Raw genomic sequence first — 20,572 nt, 5'->3', positions numbered from 1 at the left:
CTATGCATTGGATGAGATCCTACTATGTCAGACGGTTCTAAAAAGGTTTTAGAAAAAAAAGCGCACGGAGAGTTTGAATTTACCGCTTATGGGGAATTCTTATCCTATTTCCACGCCCATATCGATATTTTCAAAAAACTACTGAAAGCTAGGAAAATGGACCCTACCAAGGTGGAAGAGGTCGCAAAACAGATCAAATCCTACATGACTGGAAATATCAAAAAGACTGACCAGTTCTTTGAACACCTTCCTCAATTTGCGACTATGTTAGGTGTTCCTCAAAATGAAGTTTCTACTTATTTAAATTCCAATTTTATCGAAGTCCTAAACAAAGTACAAGAAAAACTAAAAGCTCAGGAATTGGACAAAATTACCAATGCACCTCCACCTAGTTTCTCCTCTGTAGCCGAAGAAATCATAGAACGATTGCAAGTCACTCATCCAAAAGATTTTGTATTCACTCAAAAAGGAATTTTAACGGTCCTGGAAAACCCACTGACTGGTGAGATCATTGAACCCAAGGGCCTAATGGCTGAGTCTGCCAAAGCTGCTCTTGCCATGCCATCCAGTGCCGAATCTGAAAAAGAGCCGGTGTCTCTTACCGATGCCTTGGCCGTTGCCAATGCCCCCCCCACACCAGTGGCTAAAAAACAAACCCTCATTCCCGAAAGAGATAAATCCATCTTATTGGAAATTATAGAAACCTTTGCCGAAAACCTCACGGGCGAACTCTTAGAAGTAAGAATTGGTCCAGACCCCAAAGACAATCCGATCCCGGAACCATCATCTAAAAACGGAACTTCCGCTCCTTCAGAAGAATATGAAATTGAAGATTTGGAATTTGATGATTCTGATTCCTCACAAGGAAGATCTCAAACATCCAATGCAAATACAGACGATGACGACTTTTCTCAGGACATCGATGTTGACTTTGAAGAACCGGAGCCAATCGCCAAAGTTGATCCAAATCTTGCACGCCTAGATATTTTTAGTGTCAAAGAATTTATGGAACTTGTGCAAACCATCACGGGATTCCAAACCAAATCGGACCAAGTGGGATACCAAAACTGGTTACGGGGTCTTTCCGAATTTGAAAAGGCAGTAGTTTCTTTACGAACACAAGTTCTCAAAGAACAAAAAAATGAACCTGTCGATTGGAATTCCCTCTTTCAAATGATGAGTTCTAAATCGGATTTGAGTCGCGAAGTTTTAGTGGGAATTGTTAAAAAACTAAAAAACTATCAGATCGTTAAACTTACGTTAGATCGAATGATTCAAGAGTTTAAAAAAGGAAGTCCTGAATTTATGCAAATGGTAAAAATGGCTTGGCCCCATATCCAAAAAGCATTTTTCGAAGTTCCCAATTATACCCAAGTACAAACTCTGCTAAAAGGGCTTTTGGCTCGTGTGAATGACGAAAACCATAAAAGAGATTTTTCCAAGATCTTTACTATGGCACTGAATTTTATCCAATCCAAATTTCAGGCTTAACGATGTCAGGGGAGAACCACTCTCTTCGATTTCTAAAAACAAATATAGATAAAAAAGTAAAAATTGGAATCTTGCTCATTCTTTTTTTTATCCCCGCTTCTTTTGTAAAACCAGAACCAAATACTAAAGTCATTGTGGATCCTTTATTACAAAAACCTTGGATTCCTGATGCAGAAGAAGAGGAGAGCCGTAGTTTCCATAGGTTCCTTTCTGAATTTAAAAACAAACAATCTACGGTCAAAAAAAAAGATGCCCATGGTCGGAATTATTTGGTCACACCTTCGGGCAAGATGCGTTTTCTTATCGATGATGAGTATTATAAAGAATTTCCGGTAAAAGAAGAAGCAGACATTGCCGCGAAGGAACTTGAGGCTCTGTACGAAGTCCGTAAAGAAAAAGAAGCAGTATTTCTTGGAAAAGGGATCCAACTTTGTTATCGATTGAAATTAGAAAAAGAACCTGGTTTTTTCCCAGAGTGGCTTGTTCGTTCCAATGAAATTACAAACAGGGCAGCCAATGAATGGTCAGACCAAACCATACCCTTGGATTTGGTTAGTGAACCTTACGGATGTTATGTTGGGGAATCGAAACCAAAAGAACAAATTGTTTTAGAGTCAGAGTCCTTTCGTTACCGAATTCGGTTTTCTGCGAATTTGAGGTATGAGGGTTTGTTTGGGAATCGCCTAGGAATCTATGGTGAAAACAGAGATACCATTTACCGGATGGTACGTTTTGTACAGTTTCTCTCTAATTATTTACCTGTGGGTCAAACCGAATGGGATGAAGCCTTAAAACTGCAAACCTCCGGCAAAAAAAAGAAAAATCTTCCAAAAATCATTTTATCCATTGGCTCTAGTTTTGATAAATCAAGGCCACTTCGTGATACCAAAAATTACTTTCAATTTTGGGATTCATTACGTTCCCTTACTCCCACCCAGATTCGTAAACTGGGTTTTAAAAGGTCGGAATCCAAATCGGAATATTTGAGTGAATGGACTGAGGTGGATGAAATAGGAAATTCGGTTGCCATGGAAATGAAAGAGTATTATCTTTATAACGCACCTCGTGGTTACTTTCTTTCCTTATCTTATCCAAAAAGGGAAAAGGAAACAGCAGACCTCTATTGGCAAACCATTCGTAGTTCATTTGAAGTAAAGGAGTAATGGATGTTTGTTGGTTTCGTTGAAAATCAAAGCAGAAAAAAACCGGAACCAAACGAAGATCCTGCCTCATCCTTATTTATTTTTTGGACGGGGCTTTCTCTTATTTTGGGTTTTGGATTTTTTTTACTCCCCTTTGGTGCCTTTTTCCCGCTATCTATTTCTGTTTGGGTCATCCTTGTATTCTTTTTGCCAGTTTTGTTTTTAGGAATTGTCCTTTCGAAAAGAACAGGACTTAAGATTCTACTCGCTGTTTTTTTATCCTTACTTGCTGGGGGAAATTCTGTTTTGTTTTTGGGAGATTCCATTGGTTATGGTTTGGGGATCACTTCAAAAATGGATGTCCTTCCGGAAGAAGTATCAGATAACCTTAATTACCGTTATTTGTATCTACGAGATTTTTATTTGGATGATACAGATGCCGGTGAGTTTCGTTCTCCACTTCTTGTTCGGCGAAGGTCTGGTGGTTCTGTCTATGGACCTATCATTCGTTTTCAATACAAACGCATTCGTTCTGTTACAGGAAAAGACATAAAACCATTGTTATATGCCATTTGTTATTCGAAAGAAGATAGTAAATGTCACCTTTCAAGTTTGTTTTCGGGAGGAGTTGTTTTGCAAGATCCCATTTGGGATGGGGAAGAATTTCCATTAGCAAAAGATTCTGTGTTTATTGTTTGGCGAGGTTCATTGGATTCTGAATTTTTTACCAAAGGGATTTTTTCCGTTTTGTTTTTTATCTTTCTAATTTTGGTATGGGCACTTGTGGTGTATTTTCCGACTTGGTGAATATTTCCAATATCTTAATCTTTTCTTAATCTCTTAAACGATTACCTTAAGACACCAACTCTTTACGATCAGAGTAAATCATGAGAGAATTTCCTTATGGTTGAGTTACTCTATTTCCCTTTTTTTGTTGGGCTACTAATTCTAGTTTCACCCTTTGTCGGCTATTACATGGCATTTGTATTAAATGCAAAAGTTTTGCCGTTTGAGCGATTGTTTCAAAAGTTTTTATATTCAGGTGAGCCCACATCGCAAACACCAAAACAATACTTGAACAGTCTGTTTGTGTTTCATCTTTTAGGAGGCGGAATTTTATTTTTAATCCTAAAATATCAAAATTTTTTACCTATGAATTCATTGGGTTTCAAAGGGATGGACTTTGACCTTGCATTGAATACAACAATTTCTTTTATTACGAATACCAATTGGCAAGCCTATTCTGGAGAAAGCCAACTTAGCAATTTTTCACAGATGGTGGGACTTACTCCGCAGAATTTTCTTAGTGCAGGCGTTGGAATTTCAATATTAACGTTTGTAAGTCGAGCAATTGTTTCATCTTCAACCACTAAATTTGGAAATTTTTGGCAAGATTTATTTCGTTCCACTTTTTATATTCTTTTCCCTATTTCCTTTTTTGTGGCGATACTTCTAGTCGGCCAAGGTGTTGTTCAGTCGTTTCAAGAACCGATCCATACATTGGGATTTGATGGACAACCTCTAACGATTCCGTTAGGACCTGCGGCTTCACAAATTGCCATCAAACAAATTGGTACCAATGGCGGCGGATTTTTTGGTGTCAATAGTGCTCATCCTTTTGAAAATCCAACTCCAGTTTCAAACTTCATTCAAATGTTTTCGATTCTCTTTTTGCCAGCTTCTTGCGTATTTTTATACGGCAAAATCACAAATTCCTTTCGCCACGCTTGGGTAATTTTCTTTGTGATGTTGGCTTTTTTTATACTCGGGTTTCTTGGTGTTTTTTATTCCGAATGGAATCATTCGGGATTCTGGGAAGGCAAAGAATTTAGATTTTCATTAACTGAATCTACTCTTTGGTTATCATCTACAACCGCAGCTTCCAATGGTTCAGTCAATTCCATGCATGATAGTTATTCACCACTTGCAGGAGGGATAGCTATATTCCAAATGATGTTAGGTGAGATTATCTTTGGAGGAGTAGGCACCGGTATGTATGGAATGTTTTTATTCTTAATCCTCACCGTGTTTTTATCGGGACTTATGACAGGACGAACTCCAGAATACTTTGGGAAAAAAATTGGTAGTTATGAGATTCAATGGACTCTTTTCGGAATCCTTGCACCTACGGTTTGCATTTTAGCAGGAACCACAATTACGATATTTTTGGAATCGGGTTATTCGGCAAAAGGACCTCATGCCTTATCACAAATCTTGTATGCTTACAGTTCTGCTGCTGGAAATAACGGTTCTGCTTTTGCTGGATTTTCTGCTGATACCATTTGGGGAAATTTATCTTTAGGATTATCTATGTTAGTTGGACGTTTTAGTGTAATTTATGCAGTAGTTTTGGTCGCTGGCAGTTTGGGTGGAAAAATCACGACCAAATCTTCAGAAGGAAACTTTCAATTGGACACAATGTTGTTTGGATTCCTAGTTTTCAGTGTGATCCTAGTTGTTTGTGGTTTGTCTTTTTTTCCCGTTTTAGCATTAGGCCCGATCTTGGAGCACATAATGATAGAGAACGGAATTTTCTTTTAAGAGGAATGTATGGTAAATTCTAATAATATGATATCTAAAGAACTTTTGAATACTTCTTTCTGGAATTCACTGCAAAAGTTTTCTCCCAAAAATGCTTTTTCAAACCCAGTGATGGCCACTGTTTGGATAGGAACTTTGATTCTCTTTTTACAAATTCTATACTATTTGTTAGCTGGTATTTCATTTCGTAACGAAGTTCCCATCTTTCTATGGCTTATATTCACTTTGTTCTTTGCTAATTTTGCAGAGAGCATTGCAGAGGGTAGAGGGAAAGCAAGAGCTGATAGTTTAAGAAAAACTAGATCTTCAACAATGTCAAAAAAAGTAGAGTCAGTTGGGGACAAAGTATTCACTGAAACACCATCAAACGAATTAAAAATCAATGATATTGTTTTTGTTGAGGCAGGGTTTACAATTCCTGGTGATGGAGAAGTGATTTCTGGAATTGCTAGTGTGGATGAATCTGCTGTGACAGGGGAATCGGCTCCCGTCATCCGAGAGAGTGGTGGTGACAGGTCTGCAGTAACAGGTGGGACACGTGTGATTTCTGATTATTTATATGTTAAAATCACAACAAAACCTGGAGAAAGTTTTATCGATAAAATGATTGGTATGATTGAAGGAGCCTCAAGACAAAAAACACCAAATGAAATTGCTCTTGGCATTGTTCTTTTTGCTCTTACGATACTTTTCCTTTTAGGTGTTTTATCTTTGGTTCCCATTGCAAAATTTGTAGGCAATGAAATCGGTCAAAATTGGAATTTTAATTTCTCGGTATGGCTCGCACTTTTTGTTTGTTTGATCCCAACGACAATTGCTGCTCTCTTAAGTGCTATTGGAATCTCCGGTATGGAGCGATTGATTCGTTATAATGTCATTGCTAAAAGTGGAAAAGCAGTGGAAGCGGCGGGAGATATCCATGTTCTGTTATTGGATAAAACCGGTACGATTACACTTGGAAATAGGGAAGCGAATCAATTTTTTCCATCCGAAGGGATTACTGAAGAAGAGTTGGCAGATGCCGCACAACTTTCATCACTATCAGATGAAACTCCAGAAGGGAGATCCATTGTCATTCTCGCAAAACAACGATATGCGATTCGTGAAAGAAACCTAAAGTCTTTAGAAGTAAAATGGATTCCATTTTCAGCATCCACGCGTATGAGTGGAGTTGAGATTTCGGAAAATGGAAAAAAAATTAGAAATATTAGAAAGGGTGCTTTTGATGCGATTCGAAAACATATTGAATCTCTCGGGGGAACAATTCCTCAACAAATGCAAATGGTTTCGGATGAAGTTTCAAGAAAGGGAAGCACACCAATTCTTGTTTCTGAAGGAAACCAATTGCTTGGCATCATCGAGTTAAAAGATATTGTGAAAGGAGGACTCAAGGAACGTTTTGCTTATTTAAGAAGGATGGGAATCCGAACCGTGATGATCACTGGAGACAATCCTCTCACTGCAGCAGCCATAGCAGCAGAAGCTGGTGTAGATGATTTTATTGCAGAGGCAACTCCTGAGGCAAAACTAAATCGAATTCGAGAAGAGCAAGCTAATGGATATTTGGTTGCAATGATTGGGGATGGAACAAACGATGCTCCAGCTCTTGCACAGTCCGATGTAGGTGTTGCAATGAATACGGGAACACAAACTGCCAGAGAAGCTGGCAATATGATTGATCTGGATAGTAATCCGAGTAAACTCATAGAAATAGTTGAAATTGGAAAACAACTCCTTATGACTAGGGGAGCACTCACGACATTCAGTATTGCCAATGACATTGCTAAATACTTTGCAATCCTTCCGGCTCTGTTTGTACCATTAGCTCCCTTGAATATTATGAATTTATCAAATCCCGATAATGCCATTTTATCTGCCGTTATCTTTAATGCTTTGATAATCCCGGCTCTCATCCCTTTATCACTCCGTGGTGTGAAGTATGTACCTAAGTCACCTGACGAAGCATTGTTTCGAAATGTGATGATCTATGGAGGGGGAGGAATGATTTTACCTTTTTTCGGAATCAAACTCATCGACCTAATTTTAGCTGGAGGATTTTAATGAAATCGAATGAAGCATCAAACCAATGGGAAATCGCGATCCGATTTATTTTTTTGTCATTGTTAGTTTTTGGATTATTATACCCATTATCTATCACTGGGCTTGCACAATCATTTTTCCCTTTCAAAGCAAACGGAAGTGTATTGGTGTCATATGGAAAAGTGGTTGGCTCTGAATTACTGGCACAACAAGTTTCAGCGAAATCAATGTTTCGTTATCGTCCGAGTGCCCTAAGTTACGCAACCTTGCCAAGTGGTGCTTCTAATTTAAGTCCTTCTAGCTTAGAATTAAAAAACTTAGTTGAAGAACGCAAAAAAGAATTAGAAAATGATGGGATTTCTATTGAAAAATGTTTGGAGTTACTTTATACATCTGCTTCAGGGTTAGATCCACATATATCGGTTCCTTGCGCCTTGGAACAGGCACAATTGATTCAAAAAGAAAGGGGAATTCCTTCCAGTATGATCAATGAATTAATTCAAAAAAACACTGAATACCCTCTCTTCGGTTTTATAGGACGAGAACGGGTTAATGTGAATCAATTAAATCTATCCTGGATACAAATGAATCATGAATGAAGGAAAACGTCCTGAAGATTTTCTATCACTTGCTAACCAAGAAGAACCAAAGAAAAAAGGATTCTTGAAAGTATATTTTGGAATGTCTCCTGGTGTTGGTAAAACCTATGCCATGTTAACCGAAGCCCATCACTTGAAAGAAGAAGGAGAAGATGTTCGGATTGGTGTAGTCGAAAGCCACGGAAGACCAGATACCAAAGCATTAGTAGATGGTCTTGAATGGATTCCCCTGAAAAAAATTGAATATCGGGGAAAGGTTTGGGAAGAAATGGATGTGGAAAACATTCTTAAAGAGAGACCAAGTTATGTGCTTGTTGATGAACTAGCTCATACGAATATTCCTGGCTCAGTCAATAAAAAAAGATACCAAGATATTTTTACACTACTGGATGCCGGTATTCATGTCCTTTCCACTGTGAATGTGCAACATTTAGAGAGCCAAGTGGATTCAGTCGAAAAAATCATCCAAAGCCCAGTAAAAGAAACTATCCCCGATGGTATTTTAGAAAGAGCAGACGAACTCGTGTTAATTGATATTATTCCGGATGAATTGTTGAAACGGCTTTCTGAAGGAAAAGTATATATACCTGAAAAAATAATCGCAGCCAAGGAAAACTTTTTCCGCAAAGAAAATCTTACATATCTTCGGGAATTGTCTTTGACTTACACCGCAAAGTATGTAGAAAAAAGAATGCCCCAAGGAAGAGAAAGGATAATGGTTGCCATTTCAGCCAGTCCTCATTCGAAAACTCTCCTTCGAAATGCAAAAAGATTGTCTCTTGAGAGAAACTCTGAATTGTTTGCGGTTTTTTCAGAAAATGAAGAAGATCGAAATTTAGATTTTGCCAATTCGATTCGATCCCATATTCGATTTGCAAAAGAGTTAGGGGCTGAAGTGGTCCATTCGTTTGAATCGGATCCGGTTGTGGGAATTTTGGCCGCAGTTCAAGAAAAACACATCCATCGTTTGGTGATCGGTGGATCCAAAAAACGTTTTTTTTCAAATCCATTCCAAAAGGATATTTCAACAAAAATCATTAAACAAATTCGAAATGTGGAAGTAATCATTGTTCCCTTTGAAGATGAGAGACCGTTTCAATTTGACTTTTATAAAAAATTAATCCCTTCTTCTGGAATTCGGCAATATGCATCCATAGTTGCTCTCACGTCCCTTGTTACCTTATTCAATCAGCTTTTAATTTCCTATATTGGATATTGGACAATATCGATTTTGTATTTGTTTTACGTGGCCCTGCTTGGTATGTTTTTTAGTCGTGGTCCGGTACTCCTTGCTGCTATTTTATCTGCTTGTTTTTGGAATTTTTTATTTATTCCCCCGCTTTATACTTTTTATATTTCCAAGTTAGAAGATGCTTTGATGTTTATTATCTTTATGTTGATCGCATTGATTAACGGGGGGCTCACCGCACGACTTAAAAAAAATGAAACAAAACTGAGGTCAAGAGAAGAAAAACTTTCGATTCTTTATGAACTCACTCAAAATTTATCAAAGGCATCCTCTGCTTCAGAAATTATTAAAACAGGAGATTCCTTTTTTAATAGAATCTTTCCATTCCCAGTCAATCTTCACTTTTACCAAGGAGGTGAGTTTACTCCTGCGATTACAGATTCGAAAGATTTAGCAGTCGCCTCTTGGACCATTAAAAATGGGAAACCAGCAGGGATGTACACTGAAACTTTGTCTTTATCGCAAACAACTTTCTATCCACTTCTTTCTCCCGGAGGGATAACGGGAGTGATCAATGTGAAGGCCACAGAACAACCTAGTTTGGAACAGGAAATACTTTTAAACACGGTGGCAAATCAAGTGGCATTGGCTCTTGATCGCGATATTTTATCTGAAGATTCTAGGAAAAATTTTTTATTAAAAGAATCGGAAAAATTATACAATTTAATTTTTAATTCTCTTTCACATGAATTGAAAACTCCACTAACTTCAATTAGGGGTTCTGCCTCTGCTTTACTCGATCCGGAAATTGATGCGGATCCTGTTGCGAGAAAGAGTTTATTGGAAGAAATTCAGGAAAGTTCTCTTGTTTTGAATTTGTTACTTGGGAATCTTTTGGATATCAGTCGCATTGAATCAGGTTATTTAACATTGAAAAAGGAAAAAGTTTATCCTTCCGATATCATTCAAGATTCTATTTCTTTTTTGGGGAAAAATAAGGTAAACCATTCCATAAAGGTTCATTTGAATGATTGTGATTTCCCTGTTGATCTTGACCGAGTCCTTTTTACCCATGCGATATTCAATTTATTGTATAACGCTTGTTTGTATACTCCATCCGGATCAGTCATTTGGATCTCTTTAAAAAAGGAAGGAGAGAGTATCCGGTGGACCGTAGAAGACAATGGGAATGGCCTACCGCTAGATTCTTCTCGTATTTTCCAAAAGTTTTATAGGGGCGAATCTTCTGGAAAAATTGGTACAGGACTTGGGCTTGCTATATCTAAATCTATCATCGAATTACACGGGGGAACCATCGAGGCGATGAATCGTAAGGAAGGAGGGGCATGCTTTCTCATTGACATGCCGTATTCTGTATAGTAAAGAATGTCTATGCAGAAAGATTTGATCCTTCTTGTGGATGACGATAGTGCCATCAGAAAAATGTTACGCGTTGCACTTGAGGCAAAAGGATACCAAACCATAGAAGCAATTTCTAAAAAAGAAGCGATTGAATCTGTAGCTTTACACTCGCCAAAACTTGTTTTACTCGATTTGCAGTTACCTGATGGCAGTGGTTTAGAGGTAATCAACGAAGTAAGAACATTTTCTGAAATCCCTTTTATAGTTTTATCTGTTATGAGTTCTGAAGAAGATAAGATTGCCTTACTTGACTCTGGTGCCGATGATTATATTACCAAACCCTTTAGTATGGGAGAACTTTTGGCAAGAATTCGAACCGCATTGCGGAGACTTCCGGCAGAAGAGGCACCATCCAATTGGGAAAAAGAAAACTTAGTAGTGGATTTTATTAACTACCAAGTAATCAAAAACAACATTCAGATTCGATTGACACCAACCGAATTTCAAATTCTCACCTTTCTAATTAAAAACTCTGGTAAGGTGATCACTCATGATGTATTGATAAAAAAAATCTGGGGAGATCAGGCCCTCAATGAAATGAATTCCTTACGAGTTCATATCACGCAACTCAGAAAAAAAATTGAAGATTCGCCGAGTAGCCCGCACTTTCTTCTCACAGAACCAGGAATCGGTTATCGTTGGGTGAGCGGTTAACTTGCAGATTTTTTTGTTTTGAATCGGTAATGGGATACCTAAATCCGTCATAGGTTTTACTTTCTTAATCATTTCTTAAGGTGAAAACAAAAACGATAATCTCCCAGACATTGTAATTGTCATTCAAATAGTGTAATTTGATTCTATGATGTTGAATCAAATGTTTGTTTTAGCCTTTTTGAAAATAGAAAGCATATCTTCTCTGAAATTTGCTTTTTACTTTATTCCTTTGGTTTTGTTTGTTATGTTTTCGCCGATCATGGCAGAAGAAAGTAATGGAAAAGAAAATATTCAGAATTCAGAACCTATTCCAAAAACAATAGTACTACCAAAATCCTTTCAATTTGGCGGCTTTATCGATTCGTATTATTTATACAATCGAAACCTTCCGAAAGATACAGAAAGAAACTTCACAACACAAGCGGTGCGTAATCATGAGTTCAATATAAATTTAGCTTATATTGATGCAAAAATCGAAGAGAAAAACTATAGAGGAAGAATTGCTTTCCAGTGGGGAACTTCGGTAAACGCAAATTATGCGTCTGAATTAACAACAGAAAAATATTCTAATCAAAATTCAGTAAAAAATATTCAAGAAGCTTATACTGGTTTTAAAATCGGTCGCGATACCTGGGTTGATATGGGGATATTTTTTGGAAATATCGGGCACGAATCTTGGATTTCGCAGAATAATGTGAACTACACGAGGGCATTTGCCTTAGACTATGTTCCTTATTATTCTTCTGGAGTTCGATTGACTCACCAATTTACCGATAAACTGAGCGGACAGTTGCAGGTGTTAAATGGATGGCAAAATATAACAGATAACAATAAAGATAAATCCTTTGGTAGCCAGATAAAGTATATCTTTAATTCAAATTTAATTTTAACTCTTAACCAATTCGCTGGAAATGAAGCTCCAAACAATGAAAGAAAACAAATACGTTTGTATCAAAATACAATTTTGGAATGGATACTTTCTGATAGAATTAGTTTAGTCGGTCAGTTTGATGTAGGTGCTCAAAAATCAAAACAAAGTTTTGTTTATGAACCTTGGTTAGGTGCCTATGATCCAAATCTTGGTGATTATCGCGAAACAAAATCGAATGCCTATAGGCAATGGTATCACGGAACATTTTGGGCAAGTTTTAAGTTGACTCCAGAATACCGATTGAGTTTTCGAATCGAACGTTTTTATGACCCACTTCAGGTGATGGTGAATACTGGCACTCGGAATGGATTTATGAGTAACGGGTATACCACTACCTTTGATATTCTCACGTTTGATCCAGGATTACTTCGATTCGAATATGTTTACCGGAGGTCCGCTGATTCTGTGTTTGCTTATAGAGAGTCACAAACCTCAAAAAAAGAAGATTTCTTTTTAATGGCTTTTTCCGTTAAGTTTTAAGGCGAAAAAATGAGAGCATTCGGATTTGATTCCAGAAAAACCGTAAACCTTTTTCTTATCCTCCTGGTCTAAATTCTGTTCATAGATGTTTCTCCTTATGATACCCGCAGGGAGGGGTCAATATCCCTGATTTTCTTTTTTTTCTTTCCAATCCACTTCCCGTTTCTAAATTCTCATCATGTTTGCAAAGCGCTGGCTTTTTCTTTTCCTCCTCCTTTCCTTATTTTTGGTTCGTTCGGATGACTCTCAATCCCTACCGGCAACGATAGAATTTTTCACTCCCAATGGATTTGTCAAACAGCCCAAACAAGTCACCGTGCGGTTCACTAAACCTATGGTTTCCCTCGGAGACATCCGTCCCAAAGTGGATCTTTTCCAAATCAAATGTCCACTACCTGGAACGAGCCGGTTTCTAGACTCTACCACTTGGGTTTATGAATTTGAAAAAGAAGTACCCGGGGGAGTGGAATGTTCCTTCCAATTAAAAGAGGGAACCAAAACTTTAAGTGGAGATATCGTTCAAGGGGAACGTAACTTTTCGTTTCATACCGGTGGACCTTCGGTTCAGTATTCTTCTCCATACCAGGGCTCTTCCATCACAGAAGACCAAATTTTTGTTTTGCACTTAGATGCAAAACCAGACCTATCCTCTTTTCAGAAGTATACCTACTTTCGTTCGGAAGAACTGGGAAACCGGATCCCCATTGGAATCGTTTCTGGTTCCGAAAGAAAAGCCATCTTAAAGTCTACGGGAGATACAGACAGAGAAGAAACACTCCTTTTAAAATCCAAACAAACCTTTTTACCAGAAAGACAAATCCAATTAGTTTTAGGAAAAGGAACAAAGTCGGTTTGGGGTGGCGAAATCCGAGAGGATGAAGTTCTTTCTTTTACCGTACGACCTGTATTTTCTGTTCGGTTTAGTTGTGAGAGAGTGAATGCAAAAGCAGACTGTATTCCCATTCTTCCCGTTTCGCTTTCTTTTAGTTCGGCGGTCTCTCGCTCTTTATTACAAAAAATCAAATTAGTTTCCAAAGACGGAAAAGAATACCCACAATCTCCCTTAGCAGAAAAAGGAAATGAATTTTATGAATGGGTGAGTTTCCCTGGACCTTTCCCTGAAAATAGCGAATTTGAAATTCGAATTCCTGAACTCGAAGATGAAACAAACAGAAGTTTGTCGAATGCTGCATCCTTTCCTTTGAAGTTTAAAACCGATGAGTTCCCGCCACTGGCAAAATTTGGTGCCAAGTTTGGAATTTTAGAATCGAAAGCCAAACCAGCGTTACCTGTCACACTTCGCAATTTAGAAGCAAACCTTCCGATAAAATCCATTTCCCTTGGTGTTGGTGGAAAAAGCCAAAAAACCATGGATATTTTGGAAATCCAAAAATGGTTCCAAATCCTTTCTTCTAGAGAACGTGAACAGTCGGTTTTTCAGAATCCTCCGACAAGTGCAGGAATTTCTACTTTCTCTCTACCCAAACCCAATGGCAAAAAACCAATGGAAGTGGTGGGAATCCCTCTCGAAACTCCAGGGTTTTATGTCGTAGAACTTGCGAGTGATATCCTTGGCAATAGCCTCCTTGAAAAAAAAGGAAAGATGTATGTATCGAGTGCGGCCCTTGTTACCAATCTTTCGGCTCATTTCAAATGGGGAAAGGATACAAGCCTTGTTTGGGTGACAAACCTGGACCAAGGGCTTCCCGAAGCGGGAGTCCAAATTAAAATATTAGACTGTAAGGGAAATTTGCGGGGGGCAGGGATCACGGGGAAAGATGGGAGTATGCTCTTTGGAAATTTAAGTTTCCAAGAAGTTCCTTACTGCGGTTATCATGAGTTAGGTTCTGGATTAACTATTTTTGTCCAAAAAAATGATGATATAAGTTTTACCTCAAGCACCTGGGACAAAGGGATAGAAAGTTGGCGTTATCAATTGCCAAGCACAACTATTAGTTCTTCTAAGGAAATTAAATCCATAGTTCTTGATCGGACCTTATTTAAAAAAGGGGAAACCGTCCACCTAAAACATGTTCGTCGTGGTTTTGGAAATAAAGGACTAACACCTGCCGATCCAAATGACAATCCCTCCCAAGTCATTATCAAACATGAAGGATCTGGCGAAGCCTATCCTTTACCTCTCGTTTGGTCTTTTCCCGGTCATTCCGAATCTGAATTCAAAATTCCAAAAACTGCCAAACATGGGGTGTATATTGTTTATTATCCCTATTCAAATGATGACTCAAGTTATGGGGAAACTGTCGCACAGTTTCGTGTGGAAGAGTTTCGTCTTCCTGTAGTCAAAGGCAATATCCAACTTGCAGGAAATAAACAAGAGTTAGTTTCTCCTAAAGAATCTAAAGTTTTATTTGGACTTGAATACCTTTCGGGAGGAGGAGCTGGAAGTTTCCCTGTAAAAATCCGTTCCCAAGTGGTCGCTAGTTCTTATTCTCCAAAAGAAGAATACTCTGCCTTTTCTTTCTCCCCTGAAACAATCAAAGAAGGAAAGTGGAAGTCTAGTGGGTATGATGAAGAAGAAGTGGAAGAAGCAAAACCAATAGTTCTTTCTACTTCACTGAAAACCGATGAAAAAGGCTTTTTACAATATACATTTAGTGGATTAAAACCTGTTCCTGGGTATGGGAGTTTTCAAGTCGAAATGGAATATGCTGATCCATCGGGAGAAATCCAAACAGTATCCAGAAGTTTTCCTGTATCTCCTGCGGAAGTGCATTTGGGAATTTTACCAGATGGTTGGTTATTCACAGAAGATAACGTGAAACTTCAGTTAGTGGCTCTTGATTCAAAAGATAAAGCACTTAGCTCCCAAAAAATAAAAGTCACAGCTTACAAAAGAGAGTTTTATTCCAACCGCAAACGTCTTGTCGGTGGGTTTTACGCGTATGAACATTATGAAGAAGTTACAAAACTCGGAGAATTCTGCGAAGGGAAAACAGATTCCAAAGGAATTTTAATTTGTGAAGGAAAATCACCTGCAGTAGGTGACATTGTATTTCTTGCAGAAACCAAAGATAACCAAGGAAATCTAACCAATTCTGGATATAGTGTTTGGGTGAGTTCGAAACAAGAAGCTTGGTTTGATGTCAGCGATCACAACCGCATGGACATCCTTCCTGAAAAACGAAGTGTTGATGTGGGAGAAACCATCAAAGTCCAAATCCGCTCTCCTTTTCGGGAAGCGACTGCTCTTGTGAGTTTAGAACGTGAAGGGGTTTTGGATTATTTTGTGACACCGGTTTCAGGAAAAGATCCTGTGATTTCCATTCCTATCAAAAGGGAATATGCTCCCAATGTTTTTGTTTCTGTCTTTCTTGTGCGAGGTCGTGTGGGAGAACCAAAACCAACAGGTCTTGTCGATTTAGCAAAGCCGGGATACCGATTTGGTCTCACCATGTTAAAGGTAGGATCCAAACCGTACAGTCTGTCCGTTGCTGTGAACCCAGAAAAAAAACTCTACCAAGTCAGAGAAACAGCCAATGTAGAACTGGAGATCAAAACTTCAGATGGTAAAGTTCCTTTAGAATCTACGGAGGTGACACTTGCGGTGGTGGATGAAGCACTTCTAGAACTTTCTCCGAACCCCACTTGGAACTTACTTGATGTGATGATGGGAACAAGGCCCCATTTGGTGGGAACCTCCACTGCCCAATCGCAAATCATTGGAAAAAGACATTTTGGTCTCAAAGCGAAACCGGAAGGGGGAGGAGGGGGAAAACAATCCACTCGTTCTTTATTTGATACCTTACTCTATTGGAAGGGAAAAGCCATTGTGGGTAAGGATGGAAAATTAAAGTTTAGTTTTCCATTAAATGATTCTTTAACTAGTTTTCGAATTGTCGTCGTTGCCACTTCGGGCTCTAAAGAGTTTGGAACCGGTTTTGCCAAAATCCAAACCACACAAAAGATCCAATCCTTTTCTGGCATTCCACCTGTAGTTCGGTTGGGTGACACACTTCGCCACGAGGTAACCCTTCGCAATGCAGGAGATACAAAAGAACAACTTCGGTTGCGCCTTTCCGTCACTGACTTAAAAACTGGAACAGAAGTAAAAGAAGAACTAGAAACAAAATCTGCTATTTTGGCTTCCGGGGAAACGAAAGTGGTTTATTGGGATCTTACGGTTCCAGAAAATACCACCAAACGAAAGTTTAGTTTAGAAGTATCCGCTCCCAATGGAACAATCCTTGATCAAATTACAGTGGAACAAAAAATACTCCCTGTGGACTCAGAAAGGGTCTACCAAGCAGGGCTCTTTTTATATGAGTCTCCGATCAAAGAATCGGTACAGGTGCCGGAAGGATCAAAACCAAACTCAGGTAAGATGGTTTGGAAAGCTTCTCCTACCATTCTCACAAGCCTAAGTGGAATCCAAAATTACTTTCAAACCTATCCTTACTATTGTATGGAACAACGTGTTTCTAAGGCAATAGGACTTAAATCAGAAGTTCTGTGGAGTGATGTATTTAGCGACTTAAACTCCTTTTTGGATTATGATGGGCTTGTGAAATACTTTGCTCGTATGGAACATGGAAGTGAAATTCTTACCGCCTATGTTCTTACCTCGGCAAGTCTCTCAAACCAAAAAATTCCAGACGATACTTTGGGGCGAATGATTGCAGGCCTACAGGGTTATTTAGAAGGACGTGTGCAGGGCGAACGTTACAAATTCGGAGCTGACTCAGTGGTTCGAAAGATCATTGTTTGGGAAGCCCTAACCCGATACCAAACTTATGAATGGGAAGTTGTGCGACCTATCTTTGATGGACTGGAGTTTTTACCAACAGCTTCTCTCATTGACCTTTCAGAGATTTGGGGGAGGGTGAATGGGGGAGATAGTTCCGTGAAATCTCGCTTGGCGAGTGTTTTACGGTCAAGGCTTAACATCCAAGGTTCAGAACTTGTGGTGGCTGATTCAGGTTTTACCAATCCTTGGTGGATTTTAGGAAGCCGTGATTATACGATGGCAAAACTTTTACTTTGGGCCTTCTCAGAACCAAGTTATAAAAAAGATATGCCACGCCTTATCAAAGGTTTTGTCAAAATGCAAAAGAGGGGAAGTTATGATACCACTCTAGGCAATGCGTATTCCATTTTGGTTTTTGAACGAGTGAGTAAACTTTTGGAATCAGAAAAAGTCACAGGTGGTAAATTAAAAATCCAATCATCAAAAGAGGTTTTGAGTTTAGAACCTAACGGAAAACAAACGGTAACACAAACCATCGGGACTACACCAGAATCTGTTTCTGTCAGTTATGAAGGAAAAGGAAAACCTTGGGTGGAGTGGTCAGTCAATTCGATCCTTCCTCTGAAAGCACCGATCTCCAGTGGATACCGAATCAAACGAACATTTGAACCGGTCCAAGTGGCAAAACCAGGAATCCTCTCCAAGGGTGATACCGTTCGCGTTACCATTGAGATCCAAGCGGACTCCGATAAAACCTGGGTAGTCGTAGAAGACCCGATCCCTCCAGGATCACTCCCCCTTGGTCGTGGATTTGGCCGAGAGTCTATCATCTCGCAAGAAGGAAAAACGGGGGATACCTCCTATTACTTGAGTTTTGAAGAAAAAACCCTTTCTCAGTACAGAGCGTATTTTGAATACCTCCCGAAAGGGACACATATTTTGGAACATAGCTTTCGGTTGAACCATTCGGGTAGTTTCCAGATGCCAGCCACTCGGGTGGAAGCCATGTATTCTCCAGAAACCCATGCGGAATGGCCGAATGAAACTGTGAGGATTTCGGAAAACGGGGACTAGGAAAAGTTTACGGAATCGGGGGTTCTGGAATGATGACTCTAATGGGTCCGAACCAAGCCCCTCTTTTCCCCATCCGAATCCTTAAAATCTCCCTTTGGTTTACGGTTTTTTTTTATCTATTTTTTTTAATTTTTAATACAAGTTTTACCATTATGGGAGTCGACGTTGGTGACTTCCTCAAACAGTATTTAGGTGCTTTTTTTGGAGTTTACCTCTCCACCACATTTAAAGTTTTTTCTATTTCTCTTTTTTTGCATCTAACCCTCTTTTCTTTGGTATCATTAACTTATCATTTTCTAATCAGAAGAGAAGTTTCTTGGTATGTATTATCGTTTTGGGTTTTGTTTATTGAGTGTTTGGCTCTTTGTCATTCGATGGTAAGTTTTCCGCAGATATATGGAGAGTTCTTTTTTTTCCGATATCCTTCCTTTGCTTCTTTTCTTTATTTTCTAACAGATCATACAAGTCCTAGTTACTTTAGTTTGGTTTTGGGTTTGATCCTTTTTGGTTTTTTCATATTACTTCTACGGCAGATTTACCTTCACAAAACCAAAGAAAGTTTTTTTGCCCTTTTGCATGTGTTAGTCCTTGGACTCGTTCATACCTCAGGATTCTATTTAGTAGGGATTTTCTATTTTGCGATTTTGTTTTGGCAAGGAAAACAATACCAACGAATTCATGTTAAAACCTACGGACTGCTAATCCTATTTCTTGGATTTTTATACTTAGTTCCTAATGTTTGGAATCAAATGAGCGCCCTCACTCATTCGAAAGAGAATTGCAAACCTCCCATTTTTATTCTTTCTGCTGACTCATTGCGATATGATAAGATTGGATTTAAAATTGGTGGGAAAAGTATCACACCCAATATTGATTCCTTTTCCAAAGAAAGTTTTGTATTTCATGACCACCATACAACCATTCCACGCACTTTTCCTAGTTGGGCGGATCTATTGACGGGCCAATATTCAATGAGTCATAAAGTTCGCGATATGTTTCCTTCGTTAGAAGAAAAACAAAGGATTGGTTCGGCTTCATTTCCAACCATCCAACAAATGTTGAAGGGAATAGGATACAGGAGTTATGCGGTCGGAAGTTTTGCCGCAGATATTTTTCCCCGTGCAAACTTTGGATTTGATGAAGTTCTCGCACCAAACTTTAACGCTCGTATCATGACTGTTCAGAGAACAGCAGAATCACAGTTATTCCTTTTGCCATTTCTTACCGGGTCTTGGTTTTCTGGGGGAATGTATTTAGAGGAAATGGACGGGTTGTCCACTTGGGGAGATGGTAGTAGAATTCTAGACCGATTTCGTTCGATCACCAAACGAGAAGGTGATGCTCCTTATTCTGTAACTTATTTTTCTAGTGTCATTCATTTTCCATACACACCTGCTTATCCTTATTACAAATCATTTACGAATCCAGACTACTATGGGAAGTATAAGTATTTAAAGTTTGTAGATCCCACAAATTCGGCAGTTCCCACCGATTGGGAAACCAATCAAATTCGGGGTCTTTTTGATAGTGCGGTTTATGCTTTTGATGCAGAGTTTGGTGAGATCCTATCGGAATTAAAGGCCCGAGGAATTTATGATGAAGCCATCATCATTCTTACTGCTGACCATGGCGAGGCTTTGTATGAAGATGTACATGGGCAAGGCCACGGAGAACACCTCCGCGGAGAAGCCGTAACCCATGTTCCTTTATTCATTAAATTTCCGAAATCAAAAGTAGAAACAAAAACAGAACACGAGTTTTTTGGAATCACATCCAGTGTAGACATCTATCCCACTTTAATGGAATTTTTTGGAATTTCCACCAAATCAAAGTTTCCTGGAAAGTCGCTTCTCCCTGTCCTCGGAAAATCGAATTGGGAAGAAGAGCGCTCTGTTTATGCAGAAACTGGAATTTGGTTTTCTGATACGGGAGACCATTTCTTTCAAAAACAAAGAATTCCTTACCCCAATATTTTATCTCTCCATCAGGTAGTTCCCGAAGAAGACTACCAAATCATGATCACAGATCCAATATACCGAGAAACCATTGCGTTTTCAAAACATCGATCACTGCAAAATTCTAATTATAAATTAATTTATATTCCCACACGACAAGGTGTGGTCTTTGAGTTGTATGATCGAAAAAAAGATCCACTCAATAGGAAAAATCTTTACCCCCATCACCCTGAAGCAGCAAAAATGAAAAATTTGCTCTATCAAACAGTGATCCAATGGGAAGATGCGACTCTCGCAGGAGAGTATTTAATACCAAGTTCTTTATCAGAAATTAATGAAAACTAAATAA

11 protein-coding genes are annotated in these 20,572 nt (G+C 38.8%); all 11 read left to right on the top strand.

The genetic code is table 11. From position 1 onward, the window contains the following. Positions 1-24: 24 nt before the first annotated feature. Positions 25-1,491 (top strand): hypothetical protein, encoded by a 1,467-nt coding sequence (locus LEP1GSC203_RS13005; RefSeq protein ID WP_002973583.1) that lies wholly within the window; start codon positions 25-27, stop codon positions 1,489-1,491. A 2-nt stretch (positions 1,492-1,493) separates the two neighbouring features. Then, positions 1,494-2,654 carry an LIC10775 family protein gene (locus tag LEP1GSC203_RS13000; RefSeq protein WP_002973945.1) on the top strand — a complete coding sequence of 387 codons (1,161 nt, stop codon included), beginning with the start codon at positions 1,494-1,496 and terminating at the stop codon, positions 2,652-2,654. A gap of 3 nt (positions 2,655-2,657) precedes the next feature. Further along, on the top strand, positions 2,658-3,440 hold the full coding sequence (locus LEP1GSC203_RS12995) for a hypothetical protein (RefSeq protein ID WP_002973807.1): 783 nt from the start codon (positions 2,658-2,660) through the stop codon (positions 3,438-3,440). Positions 3,441-3,536: 96 nt separating this feature from the next. After that, positions 3,537-5,174 (top strand): potassium-transporting ATPase subunit KdpA, encoded by a 1,638-nt coding sequence (kdpA, locus tag LEP1GSC203_RS12990; RefSeq protein WP_002974188.1) that lies wholly within the window; start codon positions 3,537-3,539, stop codon positions 5,172-5,174. 9 nt (positions 5,175-5,183) lie between these two features. Continuing rightward, complete coding sequence (kdpB, locus tag LEP1GSC203_RS12985; RefSeq protein ID WP_039937838.1) at positions 5,184-7,235, top strand: potassium-transporting ATPase subunit KdpB; 2,052 nt, start codon at positions 5,184-5,186, stop codon at positions 7,233-7,235. Then, on the top strand, positions 7,235-7,813 hold the full coding sequence (locus LEP1GSC203_RS12980; RefSeq protein WP_002973871.1) for a potassium-transporting ATPase subunit C: 579 nt from the start codon (positions 7,235-7,237) through the stop codon (positions 7,811-7,813). Before kdpB ends, LEP1GSC203_RS12980 begins: the two co-directional genes overlap by 1 nt. After that, positions 7,806-10,382: a sensor histidine kinase gene (locus tag LEP1GSC203_RS12975; RefSeq protein WP_002973765.1), complete on the top strand. Its 2,577-nt coding sequence runs from the start codon at positions 7,806-7,808 to the stop codon at positions 10,380-10,382. Before LEP1GSC203_RS12980 ends, LEP1GSC203_RS12975 begins: the two co-directional genes overlap by 8 nt. Before the next feature lie 12 nt (positions 10,383-10,394). Beyond that, positions 10,395-11,078, top strand: coding sequence for a response regulator (locus LEP1GSC203_RS12970; RefSeq protein WP_002973642.1), 684 nt, complete (start codon positions 10,395-10,397; stop codon positions 11,076-11,078). 148 nt (positions 11,079-11,226) lie between these two features. Then, positions 11,227-12,489, top strand: coding sequence for a porin (locus LEP1GSC203_RS12965; protein ID WP_002973658.1), 1,263 nt, complete (start codon positions 11,227-11,229; stop codon positions 12,487-12,489). Positions 12,490-12,667: 178 nt separating this feature from the next. Next, on the top strand, positions 12,668-18,268 hold the full coding sequence (locus tag LEP1GSC203_RS12960; RefSeq protein WP_002973889.1) for an alpha-2-macroglobulin family protein: 5,601 nt from the start codon (positions 12,668-12,670) through the stop codon (positions 18,266-18,268). Between the two features lie 41 nt (positions 18,269-18,309). After that, positions 18,310-20,568, top strand: coding sequence for a sulfatase family protein (locus LEP1GSC203_RS12955; RefSeq protein ID WP_002974252.1), 2,259 nt, complete (start codon positions 18,310-18,312; stop codon positions 20,566-20,568). The last annotated feature ends 4 nt before the right edge of the window (positions 20,569-20,572 follow it).

Source organism: Leptospira terpstrae serovar Hualin str. LT 11-33 = ATCC 700639 (assembly GCF_000332495.1).
Lineage (GTDB): Bacteria > Spirochaetota > Leptospiria > Leptospirales > Leptospiraceae > Leptospira_A > Leptospira_A terpstrae.
This window is presented reverse-complemented; position numbering and strand designations above follow the sequence as displayed.

Excerpts from the sequence above, each read along its gene's own strand:
- LEP1GSC203_RS13005 (WP_002973583.1), top strand. The coding sequence starts at position 25 with ATGTCAGACGGTTCTAAAAAGGTTTTAGAAAAAAAAGCGCACGGAGAG.
- LEP1GSC203_RS13000 (WP_002973945.1), top strand. The coding sequence starts at position 1,494 with ATGTCAGGGGAGAACCACTCTCTTCGATTTCTAAAAACAAATATAGAT.
- LEP1GSC203_RS12995 (WP_002973807.1), top strand. The coding sequence starts at position 2,658 with ATGTTTGTTGGTTTCGTTGAAAATCAAAGCAGAAAAAAACCGGAACCA.
- kdpA (WP_002974188.1), top strand. The coding sequence starts at position 3,537 with ATGGTTGAGTTACTCTATTTCCCTTTTTTTGTTGGGCTACTAATTCTA.
- kdpB (WP_039937838.1), top strand. The coding sequence starts at position 5,184 with ATGGTAAATTCTAATAATATGATATCTAAAGAACTTTTGAATACTTCT.
- LEP1GSC203_RS12980 (WP_002973871.1), top strand. The coding sequence starts at position 7,235 with ATGAAATCGAATGAAGCATCAAACCAATGGGAAATCGCGATCCGATTT.
- LEP1GSC203_RS12975 (WP_002973765.1), top strand. The coding sequence starts at position 7,806 with ATGAATGAAGGAAAACGTCCTGAAGATTTTCTATCACTTGCTAACCAA.
- LEP1GSC203_RS12970 (WP_002973642.1), top strand. The coding sequence starts at position 10,395 with ATGCAGAAAGATTTGATCCTTCTTGTGGATGACGATAGTGCCATCAGA.
- LEP1GSC203_RS12965 (WP_002973658.1), top strand. The coding sequence starts at position 11,227 with ATGTTGAATCAAATGTTTGTTTTAGCCTTTTTGAAAATAGAAAGCATA.
- LEP1GSC203_RS12960 (WP_002973889.1), top strand. The coding sequence starts at position 12,668 with ATGTTTGCAAAGCGCTGGCTTTTTCTTTTCCTCCTCCTTTCCTTATTT.
- LEP1GSC203_RS12955 (WP_002974252.1), top strand. The coding sequence starts at position 18,310 with ATGGGTCCGAACCAAGCCCCTCTTTTCCCCATCCGAATCCTTAAAATC.